This window comes from Pseudomonas sp. TH37, from assembly GCF_016650735.1.
GTDB classification, from domain to species: Bacteria; Pseudomonadota; Gammaproteobacteria; order Pseudomonadales; family Pseudomonadaceae; genus Aquipseudomonas; species Aquipseudomonas farris.
In genome coordinates, this window is the sequence record NZ_JAEKFD010000002.1 from 568,619 (window position 1) to 581,948 (window position 13,330).

The window sequence follows — 13,330 nt, forward strand, 5'->3', positions numbered from 1 at the left end:
TTTTATGGCGTTGTAACGTTAGGCTTGAACGACCGGGATGTTGGCGTTCGCAGCAGCTTCACGGAACTCGGCGATCTGGTCGAAGGACAGGTAGCGGTAAACGTCGGCCGCCATGCTGTCGATCTTGCCAGCGTATTCCATGTACTCCTCGACGGTCGGCAGGCGACCCAGGATGGACGCAACGGACGCCAGCTCGGCCGAAGCCAGGTAGACGTTCGCGCCGTCACCCAGACGGTTCGGGAAGTTACGGGTCGATGTCGACACCACGGTGGAGTTCGGCTCTACACGTGCCTGGTTACCCATGCACAGCGAGCAGCCTGGCATTTCCATGCGTGCGCCGGCCTTGCCGTAGATGCCGTAGTAGCCTTCTTCGGTCAGCTGGTGAGCGTCCATTTTGGTCGGCGGCGACAGCCACAGACGGGTTGGCAGCTGACCCTTGACCTGTTCCAGCAACTTGCCGGCAGCGCGGAAGTGACCGATGTTGGTCATGCACGAACCGATGAACACTTCGTCGATCTTCTCGCCAGCAACGCTGGACAGCAGACGGGCGTCGTCCGGATCGTTTGGCGCGCAGAGCACAGGCTCTTTGATGTCGGCCAGGTCGATTTCGATGATTTCAGCGTATTCGGCGTCAGCATCGGCAACCATCAACTCAGGGTTGGCGATCCAGGCTTCCATCGCTTGAGCACGACGTTCCAGGGTACGCACATCACCGTAGCCTTCACCGATCATCCAGCGCAGCAGGGTGATGTTCGATTGCAGGTATTCGGTGATCGACTCTTTCGACAGCTTGATGGTGCAACCGGCAGCCGAACGTTCGGCCGAGGCGTCGGACAGCTCGAAAGCCTGTTCGATGCTCAGGTTGTCCAGGCCTTCGATTTCCAGGATGCGGCCGGAGAAGGCGTTCTTCTTGCCTTTCTTCTCGACGGTCAGCAAGCCAGCCTGAATCGCGAAGTAAGGAATGGCGTGAACCAGGTCACGCAGGGTGACGCCCGGTTGCATCTCGCCTTTGAAGCGCACCAGGATCGATTCCGGCATGTCCAGCGGCATCACGCCAGTGGCAGCGGCGAATGCGACCAGACCGGAACCGGCCGGGAACGAAATGCCCATCGGGAAACGGGTGTGGGAGTCACCACCGGTACCGACGGTGTCCGGCAGCAGCATGCGGTTCAGCCAGCTGTGGATGATGCCGTCGCCCGGACGCAGGGAAACGCCGCCGCGGGTCATGATGAAGTCAGGCAGGGTGTGGTGGGTGGTTACGTCGATCGGCTTTGGATAAGCCGCGGTGTGGCAGAACGACTGCATCACCAGATCAGCGGAGAAGCCCAGGCACGCCAGGTCTTTCAGTTCGTCACGGGTCATTGGACCGGTGGTGTCCTGGGAACCGACGGTGGTCATCTTCGGTTCGCAGTAGGTGCCTGGACGCACACCGGCTACGCCGCACGCCTTGCCGACCATTTTCTGCGCCAGGGTGAAACCCTTGGTGCTTTCGATCGGGGCATCCGGTTTCTTGAACAGGTCGAACGCTGGCAGACCCAGTTCGGCGCGAGCCTTATCGGTCAGGCCACGGCCGATGATCAGCGGAATACGACCGCCGGCACGGACTTCGTCCAACAGCACAGGGGTCTTCATTTCGAAGGTGGTGATGACTTCGTCGGTACCGTGCTTGCAGACTTTGCCAGCGTGCGGGTACAGGTCGATCACGTCGCCCATGTTGATGTTGGTCACATCAAATTCGATTGGCAGTGCGCCGGCATCTTCCATGGTGTTGTAGAAGATTGGAGCGATCTTGCTGCCGAAGCAGAAGCCGCCAGCGCGCTTGTTCGGCACGAAAGGAACGTCGTCGCCGAAGAACCACAGCACCGAGTTGGTGGCCGATTTACGCGACGAACCAGTACCGACCACGTCACCGACGTAGGCGATCGGGAAGCCGCTGTTGCGCATTTCTTCGATCTGCTTCATCGGACCGGTGGAGCCTTGTACGTCCGGCACGATGCCGTCGCGAGCCATTTTCAGCATGGCCAGGGCGTGCAGCGGGATGTCCGGGCGGGACCAGGCATCAGGAGCAGGGGACAGGTCGTCGGTGTTGGTTTCGCCAGTCACCTTGAACACGCGCAGGCTGATCTTGTCGGCCAGCACAGGGCGGTTCTTGAACCACTCGCCGTCAGCCCAGGATTGCAGCACGCCTTTGGCGTGAACGTTGCCGTTCTTGGCGCGTTCAGCGACGTCGTGGAAAGCATCGAACATCAGCAGGGTGTGCTTGAGTTCTTCGGCGGCTACTGGTGCCAGTTCGGCGTCGTCCAGCAGATTGACCAGCGTCACGATGTTGTAGCCGCCCTGCATGGTGCCGAGCAGTTCAACAGCGCGCTTCTTGTCGATCAGAGGGGATTTGGCTTCGCCTTTGGCGAGGGCAGAGAGGAAACCGGCCTTTACATAGGCCGCTTCGTCCACTCCAGGTGGAACGCGATTGGTGATCAGGTCAACGAGGAAGGCTTCTTCGCCAGCCGGGGGATTTTTCAGCAGCTCGACCAGGCCTGCAGTTTGTTCGGCGTTAAGCGGCTGGGGAACGATCCCCAGTGCTGCACGCTCTTCGATATGTTTGCGGTAGGCTTCAAGCACAGTTATTACCCTCATCAGTGGTCCCAAATGGGTGTCCGGGACGCTCATCCCGAAATTGCCGTACTCATGCGCTGCGTGGCGTTGTGGGCCGCTTAGCCAGAATTACCGACAATTCCTTACAGAAGCTGCTTTCAAAGTTTTACGCCTGCAGAACGGGGAGCTGATGAGGGTTGGCGTCAGGTTTTTCACCGCTGAAAAACCCTTCGCCAACACCGCTCTGAAGGAACGACTGTGCTCGTGACGCTTTGAAAACAGCTTCTAACGGACATTGGCGCCTTAAAAGGCTGGCTGATTCTACGGCAAAAAAAAATTAAAGGTAAGTGAGGGTCTATTGGACTTTGGTGGCGAGGCACGTTGTGGGCCTACGTGTGCGAGGCAAGGCGCGGGATGCTGCTAATGGTTGTTCCCTTGGCAAATCCCGCAACGCAGCCTCGCGCACGTAGGCGCGCAACGCGGCCGTCACTAAAGTCCAATAGACCCTCCGCCCTGAATTTTGAGGGGTGATGAATGTTAGACAAAGGGCTAACATGCCGATCTGTTCTGCTTTCCCGTGTTTTGCCTACCTATGCCCAATCAGACCATCAAGACCCCCTGCGTCGGCCTCTGCTCCACTGTTTACGGTGATTTGGTGTGCCGTGGCTGCAAGCGTTTCCACCATGAAGTGATTCACTGGAATGGTTACAACGAGGAAGAAAAACGCGCGGTATGGCTGCGTCTTGAGCAACTGTTGTCGCAGGTGATGGCCAGCAAGCTAGAGATTTTCGATCCCGCGTTGCTGCGTCTGCAGCTGGAGCAGCGCAAGATTCGTTTTGTGCCGCATCAGTCGGAGTATTGCTGGGCATACCAATTGATCGCCCGGGGTGCGCGGGTGATCAATAATCTGGAAGCCTACGGGATGGTGTTGCTGCCGGAGTTCCGCGACTGGAACCTCCCGGAATTGCGCGATGCCATTGATCGGGAATTTTTCCTGCTGTCTGAGGCGCATTACCAGCGCTACATTGCGCCGGGGTTTCTCAAGGATGCGTTCGGCGGCTGATTTTTAAAGTCAAAAGATCGCAGCCTTCGGCAGCTCCTACAGGGGAATACGATCCATGTAGGAGCTGCCGAAGGCTGCGATCTTTTGATCTTGCTTAATGCTGGGTCACGATCTCTTCCAGATGATCCATGACCGTATCCGGCTTGAGCACCAGCACATCGCTTTCCAGCGCATCCAGCACCACTTCCGCCGTATTACCGATCAACGCCCCGGACAACCCGGTCCGCGCCACGGTGCCGATCACCGTCACCGATGCTCCCAATTTATGGGCCATATACGGAATCAACACATCCGCCGGACCTTCCTCGATGTGCAGATGGTCATCATCAATGTCGAACTCGGCCTGGAACGCCTTGCACTGCTCGCGGTAACTGGCCTCGATGGTTTCTTTTAGCTGAAATGTCGGGTCGGCCGCCGACAGCATCGGCGATGGATGGGCGCTGATTACGTGTAAATGGGCTTTGGCCAGGCTGGCGATGTCGTAGCCATGATCGATGATGCTGGCATGCAAGGTACGGTGTTCGCCGTCGATGTTGCCGACATCGATAGCCGCCAGGATCACGCCGCCGGTCCAGGGTTTCGAGGTTTTCACCAGCAACACTGGAGTAGGGCAGGAGCGCAGTAGTTTCCAGTCCGCCGGGGTCAGCAGGGCCTTTTTCAACGCACTGTCGGGGAAGTGCTGCTTGATCACCAGCCCGCAGCCTTCGGCTTGCTGCACATCGACGATGGTTTCTTGCAGGCTTTCGTTCCAGGCCTGTTCGGTGGTGACGCTGTAACCGTCCTCCAGCAGGGCCGCCTTGAGCACACCCAGCATGCCAGCGTGGTCATGCTTTTTATCGCAGACCAACAGGTGCAAATGGGCCTGGGTCACGCCAGCGATCAGTTTGGCCCGTTTGAGCGCCAGGCTCTCCGAGTGCTCGGGTTCGATGACCACCAGAATGCTGCGAATGGCTTGCATGATCGGAATCTCCCTGGAAGGTAAAAAACACTGCGTTGGACAACTATAGTTGCTGGTCGGCATTCGGCGACTTGATGCATATCAACGGTTGGCGGCTGGTGGTCTGTCGGCAGGCCGGTATAATCGGCGCCCTTCGTTCTGTACCTTTTATCCGTGAGCCCCATGATCCTTCCCGAAATTCACGAATTCCTTGGCTGCCGCACGCCCGATGGCTGGGTCCAGGCCGCGCTGGCCGATCAGGAAACCCTACTGATCGACCACAAAAACTGCGAATTCAAGGCGGCCAGCACGGCGTTGAGCCTGATTGCCAAATATCACTCCCACGTCGATCTGATCAACCTGATGTCGCGTCTGGCCCGGGAAGAGCTGGTGCACCACGAACAGGTCATGCGCCTGATGAAGAAGCGCAAGATCGAGCTGCGTCAGCTGTCCGCCGGGCGTTACGCCTCGGGGCTGCGCAAAGTGGTGCGCAGCCACGAACCGGTGAAACTGGTGGATACGCTGGTGGTTGGCGCCTTCATCGAAGCCCGCAGCTGCGAGCGTTTCGAGGCGTTGGTGCCGCATCTGGATGAAGAACTGGGCAAGTTCTACTTCGGCCTGCTGAAAAGCGAGGCGCGGCATTTCCAGGGTTACCTGAAACTGGCCTATCAGTACGGTGACGCCAAGGACATCGCCCAGGTGATCGACAAGGTTCGTGACGCCGAGCAGGCGTTGATCGAGTCGCCGGATGTGGAGTTCCGCTTTCACAGTGGTGTGCCGGTAGCGGCGTGATAAAGGCAGAAGATCAAAAGATCGCAGCCTGCGGCAGCTCCTACAGGAGCGGGGTACATCCGCTCATTCGCAGGTGTGCACGGTCGGCGTAGGAGCTGCCGCAGGCTGCGATCTTTTCGGGCCCTCATAAATCAGAAGCAGCCTAACGGCTCAACCCCAGGCGCTCATGCCATTGGGCGATGGACTCTTCCGGATAGACGTCGAACTGCTGGTCGCCCGGATGCGCCTCGACTTCCACCCACGGCGCCTTGGAGCCGAGCATCAGGTGCGTGTGTTCCGGTGGTACCGGCAACGGAGTGTCGATGGCCGAGGCAAACGGATGAATCAACTCCGGCCATTCAGGGCTGAACAGCCATAATCCCGAACCGCAAACGGAACAGAAATGCCGCTCGGCGGTGCTGCGGCGGGCGCGTTTGTCACCTTCTTCCTTGAGCCGCGCATGGTAAATCGAGATGTGCTTGCGACCGTGCACCTTGAGGCTGTCGGCATCGCCGCCCAGGTTGATCGCATAGCCGCCACCGCCCTGGGTCTTGCGACAGATCGAGCAATAGCAGCGTTGATAAGGGTAGGGGTGGGCGCTGGTCAGGCTGAACGACACTGCGCCGCAATGGCAGGAGCCTTCGAGCTGCATGGGAACCTCCGACGGGTCTTGGGATGGCTCAAGACAGCCTAGACCGTCAGGGTTTCCGGGCAGTTGAATTCAGGGTGGCTGAGCGGCCGCTATCGCGGGCAAGCCCGCTCCCACAGGTTCCGTGGGAGGGACAAAAATCTGTGAACAGCCTCGATCCTTGTGGGAGCGGGCTTGCCCGCGATGAACGATAACTCGGTCTACCGGTTAGGCACCCGCCACAAGTACCACGCCGCCACCGTCCGATAAGGGCGCCATGCCAACCCGATTTCAATCATCTGCTTACGAGTCGGCTGTATCTCCAACCCCTTCAGCCGCCGATATCCCTCGCGCACCCCAAAGTCATCGGCCGGCAAAATGTCTGGCCGCTCCAGGCTGTAGATCAGTAGCATTTCCACCGTCCAGCGACCCACCCCGCGCAAGGTAATCAAGCGTTCGATCAACGCTTCATCGTCCATGGCCAAGGCCGTGGCGTAATCCGGCACCACGCCGTCCAGAGCCGCTTGAGCGATGCCCTGAATGGTCGCGATCTTGCTGGCGGAAAATCCGCAACCGCGCATCTTTTCGAAGTCTGTCGCCAGAATCTGCGCAGGTCTTGGGAAGGTGCTTGAAGGAAACAGCGCCAGCAGCCGGCCGACAATCGCATCGCCGGCCTTGGCATGCAGTTGCTGATAGGCAATCGCTCGCACCAGCGATTCGTAAGGATCGCGAGCCGCATGGGGCTGATGCAGGCAGGGGCCGATGGCGCTGATGTGACGTTGCCAATCGGTATCGAGGGCCGAGAGAAATTCGCTGGCCAGTTGATAGGTGTCGGGCATGGAGCATCCTGAAGTGCGGGTGACTGCGGGAAGATTAGTCGTCGCCCCGTAGCGCCGCACTCCATTGCTTGCGGTCAAACTTTGCCGGTGGGGGCCAGCAGGGCGTTCACTTGGCCATAAGTGAAGGCCTTGAGGTCGCTGCTATCGAGTTTTCCGGTTTCCAGAAAGCTTTTCGCCACCGACGCCATGGCGCCGTAGAGGAATTCGGCGATGCTCGAGCCGGCGCTCAAACGGCGCACGCCAAGGGCTTGCAGTTCTTCCGGCGAAGGCAGGTCCGCGAAACCTAGCACGTTCACCGGCAGCGTCGTGCCACGGCATAGCGCTTCGATCTCATACGCCGCCGTGACGCCCGCCGCGAACAGCCCGTCGGCACCGGCGGCCTGATACAACGCGGCCCGTTTGAGTGTCTCTGCGACGCGATCTTCGGCCGGCACCAGCCCCCTGAGGTACACGTCGGTCCGAGCGTTGATAAATAGCTTTACGTCCCGGCGATTGGCGACCTGGCGAGCGATTTCGATCTTGCGCGCCAGCAGTTCGGGCGGCGAAGCACCGTCTTCGATATTGATCCCCACGGCACCGGCAGCGATGACGGCGTCGATCACTTCCGCGACCCGACCCAGGTCATCGGAATAACCGGCCTCAATGTCCACGGTCAACGGCACCGTGGTGACTCGGGCGATGGATTCGACGGTGGAAACGAGACGTTCAAGCGGCAAAGTGTTGCCATCCGGGTAACCGTGAACCCAAGCCACCGCCGCGCTGCTGGTGGCGACGGCCTTGCTGCCCAGTTGTTCCACCAGTCGCGCCCCGGTGGCATCGGCGACGTTGGTCAGAATCAGCAGGCCGCTTTGGTGCAGTTGGTGGAATTGGTTGTCGAGTGTGTCCATCGAATGTCCTTCCTTATGACTTTTTTTTGAATAAACGGTGGAGTGATCAGAATGCGAGTTGTTGGGTGATTTGCACCGCGGCGCTTTCCAGCCTGAGCAGAAACGCCTTGCGCGGTTGTCCTCCACCATAGCCGGTCAATGAGCCATCTGCACCGATCACCCGGTGACAGGGCAAGATAATCGCCAAGCGGTTTTGTCCGTTGGCCAGCCCCACGGCGCGACTGGCGCCGGGCTTGCCGAGTTGCGCGGCGATGGCGCCATAAGTAGTGGTCTGGCCGTAGGGGATCTTCATCAGTTCGGCCCATACCTGCCGGGCGAAAGCGCTGCCGGGCAGATGTAGTGGCACGTTGAATTCGGTTCGTTTACCAGCGAAGTATTGCGCCAGTTCTTCTTCGATCTGCTGCAGATGTCCGTTATGCCCGGGGGCCACGGCGTAACCATACCGGTTCTGCAGTTCTTCGATTTCCTTGGTCAGTGCCGGTCGATCGAGAAACTCCAGCAGCACCAGACCACGCTGTTCGGCCATGGCGATCATCGGCCCTAGCGGTGTGGTCAGCCGAGTGAACAGCAGTGGCTCGCTGTGGGCGGCACGGCCGGGCGTGATATGGAACGACTTTTGAAACGCATCGCGAAAGCCGCTCAGGGATTCGTAGCCGGAGTCGAACGCGGCGTTGTCGATGGATTCGCCCTGTTTGATGCCGCCCAAGGCCATGCCAAGGCGTCGGGTACGCAGCCAGGCGTGAAAGGTCATGCCGAAATGCTGCTTGAACCAGCGGCGCAATTTCAGCGGCTCGATGCCCTCGGCGAGCAATTGGGCATCGGTCCAGCGCAGGTCGGGGTCGGCGTCCACGGATTTGAGCAGTCGCTGCACCCAGTCCGGCGCGATGGCTTTGGCGTCCAACGGCTTGCAACGCAGGCATGCCCGATAGCCCGCCGACATCGCCTCATCGGCATGGGCAAAGAACTCGACGTTTTCCGGCTTCGGTTTACGCGCCGTACAGCCGGGGCGGCAGAAAATGCCAGTGGTTTTGACCGCGGTAAAGAACACCCCCTCGTAGGCGGTGTCGCGTTCGAGCATGGCGCGAACCATCTCGGCGTGGGGCGGAAGCACAGCGTTTTGTAGGTTCATGGGCTGAGCATATGCCGCGTCGCCCGGCGCCTCCACCGGAAAATCGACAGTGAATTTTTGTGGCTGAGCTACAGTCATCGGGTCACCGATAATCCTGTAAACGATATTTTCAGGAATCCATCCCAATGCAACCGTTCACGATCAAACACATCGATCACATCGTCCTGCGCGTCAAGGATCTCGAACGAAGCATCACTTTTTACGGCGAGGTATTCGGCGCCGAACTGGTCAAGCGCCGTGACGACCTGGGCATGGTGCATTTGCGTGCGGGCACCTCGATGATTGACCTCGTCGACATCCACGGTGAACTCGGCCGCAAAGGCGGTGCTGCCGCTGGCAACGAACGGCGCAACGTCGATCATTTCTGCCTGCGCATTGAACCGTTCGACGAGGAAGCGCTGGTCAGTCACTTGCAGTCCTTCGGCCTGACACCCGAGAAAGCCGCGGTGCGTTTCGGTGCCGAAGGCCACGGGCTGTCGATCTATTGCTTTGATCCGGACGGCAATCAGGTCGAACTGAAAGGGCCGTCTCAAGGGTAAAGATCAGGCCCGTTTCGCCATCAACAACACCGAAGCTGCTGCCGACAACAATCCCGCGCAGCAACGGTTGAATATCCGCTTGCCCCGTGGTTCGGCGAACCAGCGGCGCATGTGCAGGCCCATGTAGGCGTAGGCGCTGATGGCGATCCATTCCAGCATCAGGAACAACGCGCCGAGCACGACGAATTGCGCGGCAATCGGTCGAGTCGGGTCGACGAACTGCGGCAGGAATGCGGTGAACAGCAAGATAGCCTTGGGATTACCCGCCGCCACCAGAAACTCCTGCCGCGCCAGAGCCAGGATCCCCATCGACTTGCCGGTGATGTGCTGTTCGGCCTCGGGATTGGCGCGCCACAGTTGCCAGGCCAGGTACAACAGGTAAGCGGCGCCAATGATTTTGATCGCGTAGAACAGCCATTCCGAGGTTTGCAGCACCACCGACAACCCGGCGGCGGCCAGCGCGATCATCCCGGCAAAGGCCAGCAAGCGTCCGACGCCGGCCACGCAGGCGCGACGATAGCCGTAGCGGGTGGCGTTGCTGACCGACAGCAGATTGTTCGGGCCGGGGGCCATGTTCAGGGCGAAGCAGGCCGGGAGAAACAGCGTGAGGGTGGCGAGGTCCATGACGACGGCTCCAGTAACGAGAGCCGTATTTTTATCATGAGTGACGAGTGGGCCGGCCCATACAGCGGTGAGCGCAAATCGCCGTACACTTGTGTCGGCTAAATAGAAGCGCCATAAAAAAACGGCCTTGGTTAAGGCCGTTCTTTCAACAGGCGAAGCGACTAACTCTGCGGATCGATGTTGTCCAGCGCCCGGTTCACCGCCAGCTCGCCCAGCATGATGTTCTGCTGAATGCCCAGCATGGTGTTGCGATGCGGGTTTTCCAGAAGGTTTGCAAAATCACTGAGCATGACACTGGCTGATGCCAGTGATTCGCAGGCATGGGCCAGCAAGCTTTCTGTATCCATATCGGGGGCGACGATGAACATTCTGCTGGGTTTACGGGCAGCAGCGGGTTCTTTGGGGGGCTTGAGGTAATGATCGAGCGCGCGCTCAGCCGCGTCGTTGAGCTTTTTTGAATCGCTGGATTCGTACGGGGAAACGTCGTCGGTTTCTGGAGGATTAGGCGTAATTTTGAACATGTCTTAACTCTCAAAGTGAGGCTGCGACCAGTTCGCGACTAAACGAAAGGAGGCAGCTGTGCACAGGTTAGTCGACCGACGAGCTAAGAAATCGGCGCACCCGAGGGTGCCCTGCGCACAGCCACCATCAAGTGCAGGGATGGGATACCTGACTGAATGGCACTTATGCGACTTAGCAACGACGGGCGACTAAACCCGACCACTGATGGGCAGTGGCAGGGAAACGATAGAGGCCAGGGTCAAGGCGCACAAGCCGGCGGATTCTGGCGTAGTCGTAGGCAATGACGCAAGACGCTGTAGCTTTCAGGAAGTAACGCGCAGCCAAATTAAACAAGCTCCCCTAAACACCCGAAATCCCCCCGTAGGAGCTGCCGAAGGCTGCGATCTTTTGATCTTGATTTGCGACAATCAAGATCAAAAGATCGCAGCCTTCGGCAGCTCCTACAGGGGATCGTCTTTGTCATTCAGGTTGGGATAACAGAAGAAAAACAGAGGACAGACCACGATTGCCCGGCATTCGCCTTAAATCGCGGTCTGTCCCTTCTAACGTAAGATCAACTGGAGAGGCACGCTATTTGATCTGCACAATCACCGGACCTTCCGTCACGATCGGCGGGTTCGCGTGGATATTCGAGGCATTTTTCTGAATCCAGTCGCGCGCGACTTTCAAGCTCGCATCGCTGCCGGCCTTGTCCGTGCAAACAGTCACCGCCGTACCGCCATCACCCGTATTCAGCAGTGTGTAACTTACCAGGCCAGGCACTGTCCGCAGGGTAGCTTCGACGTCGTCCTTGCGCTGTTCTAAAAGATCGAACAGCTGCTTTGCTCCAGCACCCAGGTAGGTTCTTATAACCGCATACATGGTCGTCTCCTTTAGGAGTTACCGTCTTGATGCCAATCCAGATCCGCTAATGGCCGCTATCACTCAGGTTTCAGTTCGTCCCGATTTAATCAGCTTAGCCAAACGCCCGGCGGCGAGCGAAATGCAACGACCACCGGCCACTTTTAGCTGATTGCTGACTCTCGGGAGGGGCAGCTTGGGCCAGTCATGCCAGGCTATCGTCGGCCAGTAATGGAGGGGCGATGGGGCTGAGTGGCCAATCCAAGCTACTTTAAGGTGCGAGGAAAGGTTGCAGTGAATGTCGTTCCGTTCGTTAGAGAAGATGCTACAACCACATCGCCGTAGTGCGCCCTTGCGATCTCACGAACAATGAACAAGCCCAACCCGACACTTCTAAGTTCAGCATTGTCATGACTGCCACGGATCATCGGTTCGAACAGGTCCTTGAGCAACTCCAGCGGTATGGGTGTGCCGAGGTTGTGCACCGTAATGATGATAGTTTGGTCTTCGAAGCGCGAAGAAACGGTAACTTCGCTATCGGCAGCACCGTAGGCTACTGCATTGGCGACCAGGTTGCCGATGAGCTGATACAGCCGATCACTGTCGGCAGTAAAGTCACCTTGTCCATAACGCAGGTGGGTCAACTCATGCCCGGGGAACGCCAGACTCAACTCGTCCAGGCAGTCGGCCACCAGTTCGTGTAGGGCGACTGGTTTGGGCAGGACTTCGATACCTCGCCCGACCTGCGTCAAGGTGAAATCCAGCAGATCGGCCACCAGACGCTGTGCGCGCTCTGCCGAGTGGGCGATGTGGCCAAGTATTTGTGCTTGTTTAGCATCCATCTCTCTGCGGCCCAGCAGTTCCGTTGCCATTTTTATCGCCGACAAAGGGTTTCGCAGGTCATGACTGACAATCCCGATAAGTTGCTCGGCAAACAGGGCCCTGTCTTCAGCCGCGGCGTAAGTAATGCGCAGTTTGTCTTGGGTAATATCCATTACCCGTTGATCCTTGAGGTGTTTTGCCAGATGTCTTTCGGCAAGCATTCGGGCATTGAGGAGCTCACGCTCGTACCTTTGCCGATCTTCGACTTTGAACAGTGTCATTTCATGAAATATGCCAGCAGAATTCTCACAGCGAATAGCGCTGAGCATCATCGGAATTGAATGTCCGTTGTAGTGAACGAGATCGAACTTGACATCAGCGATCACGCCCTGGATTTGCATAAGAGGGGTCCAGTACGTCCTGTGAAACATCCTTCCTTCAAGACTCATCAGGTCTTGGATGTGACGACCGAGCAGCTCTGTTCTGCGGTAGCCAATCCAGCGGCAGAAGGTGAGGTTGACCTGTGCGATCTGGCCATTTTCTGCGGTAAGCAGTAAGCCACAATCAGCTTCGTCGAAGAGGATTTCAGAACCGGGCAGCGAATCGTCATCTGCTGGCATTTGTATTCACTGACCAATGGGGCCGATATCTGGAAAATTATAGACACCACTCGCGTAAGGGGCCTAAAAACTGAGAATAATTTGGCCAAACTTCCCACCTCATTTGCAGGAAACAAGGGACAGACCACGATTGTTCGGCATATGCCTGAAATCGTGTCTGTCCCTTTTTTTGTTCCCGCAGGAGGATCTCCTTATCAAGCGGGACGCGGTGCTTCAACAGGTGGGGTGCCGTCGTGAAACATCGTCTTCAGTTGAGCACGCAGCTCCGGTGAATCGGTGTGCTTGTGAACGCTGACCGCATGCTGTGCGGCGGCCTCGAGCAGTTCGTTTTCAGAGTCCGCAGACAGTGCGACCGAGCATTTGGAATCGCTTGGAAACTCGCGGCAGTCGATGTATTTACGCGCCATGATCTTGTCCTCCCTACGATGAAGGCAGGCCGTGGCCTGCGTGAACGATCACTCGACGCGCCACCCCATATATCAAACACGATTGCAGGTCGCTTCGAGTGTGCCCATAG

At 58.2% G+C, this 13,330-nt stretch carries 14 protein-coding genes; 3 read left to right on the plus strand and 11 right to left on the minus strand.

Translation table 11 applies throughout. The annotated features are described in order from the left end of the window. Positions 1 to 18: 18 nt before the first annotated feature. Entirely contained in the window at positions 19 to 2,619 is a 2,601-nt protein-coding gene (gene acnB, locus JFU11_RS07715; protein ID WP_201087376.1) for a bifunctional aconitate hydratase 2/2-methylisocitrate dehydratase, read from the minus strand. Between the two features lie 565 nt (positions 2,620 to 3,184). Here acnB and JFU11_RS07720 point away from each other — a divergent pair. Further along, on the plus strand, positions 3,185 to 3,655 hold the full coding sequence (locus JFU11_RS07720; RefSeq protein WP_052964219.1) for a DUF1289 domain-containing protein: 471 nt from the start codon (positions 3,185 to 3,187) through the stop codon (positions 3,653 to 3,655). 94 nt (positions 3,656 to 3,749) lie between these two features. On the opposite strand, the gene JFU11_RS07725 is transcribed toward JFU11_RS07720, so the two are convergent. Next, positions 3,750 to 4,613 (minus strand): universal stress protein, encoded by an 864-nt coding sequence (locus JFU11_RS07725; protein WP_048394587.1) that lies wholly within the window; start codon positions 4,611 to 4,613, stop codon positions 3,750 to 3,752. A 162-nt stretch (positions 4,614 to 4,775) separates the two neighbouring features. On the opposite strand from JFU11_RS07725, the gene miaE reads away from it, so the two are divergent. After that, the gene (miaE, locus tag JFU11_RS07730) at positions 4,776 to 5,384 is read left to right on the plus strand and encodes a tRNA isopentenyl-2-thiomethyl-A-37 hydroxylase MiaE (RefSeq protein ID WP_008010271.1); all 609 of its coding nucleotides are present in this window, start codon (positions 4,776 to 4,778) and stop codon (positions 5,382 to 5,384) included. A gap of 142 nt (positions 5,385 to 5,526) precedes the next feature. Here the strand turns inward: miaE and JFU11_RS07735 are convergent, their stop codons facing one another. From JFU11_RS07735 to JFU11_RS07750, 4 genes are all read right to left on the minus strand, one after another. Continuing rightward, on the minus strand, positions 5,527 to 6,015 hold the full coding sequence (locus JFU11_RS07735; protein WP_201060284.1) for a GFA family protein: 489 nt from the start codon (positions 6,013 to 6,015) through the stop codon (positions 5,527 to 5,529). A 197-nt stretch (positions 6,016 to 6,212) separates the two neighbouring features. Beyond that, the gene (locus JFU11_RS07740) at positions 6,213 to 6,830 is read right to left on the minus strand and encodes a DNA-3-methyladenine glycosylase (RefSeq protein WP_123720474.1); all 618 of its coding nucleotides are present in this window, start codon (positions 6,828 to 6,830) and stop codon (positions 6,213 to 6,215) included. Between the two features lie 74 nt (positions 6,831 to 6,904). After that, the gene (locus JFU11_RS07745) at positions 6,905 to 7,717 is read right to left on the minus strand and encodes an isocitrate lyase/phosphoenolpyruvate mutase family protein (protein ID WP_201060285.1); all 813 of its coding nucleotides are present in this window, start codon (positions 7,715 to 7,717) and stop codon (positions 6,905 to 6,907) included. Between the two features lie 46 nt (positions 7,718 to 7,763). Beyond that, complete coding sequence (locus JFU11_RS07750; protein WP_201087361.1) at positions 7,764 to 8,846, minus strand: methylated-DNA--[protein]-cysteine S-methyltransferase; 1,083 nt, start codon at positions 8,844 to 8,846, stop codon at positions 7,764 to 7,766. Between the two features lie 125 nt (positions 8,847 to 8,971). Here JFU11_RS07750 and JFU11_RS07755 point away from each other — a divergent pair, with 125 nt between their 5' ends. Next, on the plus strand, positions 8,972 to 9,385 hold the full coding sequence (locus tag JFU11_RS07755; protein ID WP_201060286.1) for a VOC family protein: 414 nt from the start codon (positions 8,972 to 8,974) through the stop codon (positions 9,383 to 9,385). Positions 9,386 to 9,388: 3 nt separating this feature from the next. Here the strand turns inward: JFU11_RS07755 and JFU11_RS07760 are convergent, their stop codons facing one another. From JFU11_RS07760 to JFU11_RS07780, 5 genes are all read right to left on the minus strand, one after another. Further along, positions 9,389 to 10,009, minus strand: a complete 621-nt coding sequence (locus JFU11_RS07760; RefSeq protein WP_201060287.1) for a LysE family translocator — start codon at positions 10,007 to 10,009, stop codon at positions 9,389 to 9,391. Positions 10,010 to 10,170: 161 nt separating this feature from the next. Further along, the gene (locus JFU11_RS07765; protein ID WP_201060288.1) at positions 10,171 to 10,530 is read right to left on the minus strand and encodes a DUF6124 family protein; all 360 of its coding nucleotides are present in this window, start codon (positions 10,528 to 10,530) and stop codon (positions 10,171 to 10,173) included. Positions 10,531 to 11,101: 571 nt separating this feature from the next. Continuing rightward, a complete protein-coding gene (locus tag JFU11_RS07770; RefSeq protein WP_201060289.1) occupies positions 11,102 to 11,392 on the minus strand; it encodes a hypothetical protein in 291 nt (96 codons plus the stop codon). Positions 11,393 to 11,637: 245 nt separating this feature from the next. Beyond that, a complete protein-coding gene (locus JFU11_RS07775; protein WP_201060290.1) occupies positions 11,638 to 12,813 on the minus strand; it encodes a PAS domain-containing sensor histidine kinase in 1,176 nt (391 codons plus the stop codon). Positions 12,814 to 13,007: 194 nt separating this feature from the next. Then, the gene (locus JFU11_RS07780) at positions 13,008 to 13,220 is read right to left on the minus strand and encodes a DUF1059 domain-containing protein (RefSeq protein ID WP_008074349.1); all 213 of its coding nucleotides are present in this window, start codon (positions 13,218 to 13,220) and stop codon (positions 13,008 to 13,010) included. Positions 13,221 to 13,330: the final 110 nt, after the last annotated feature.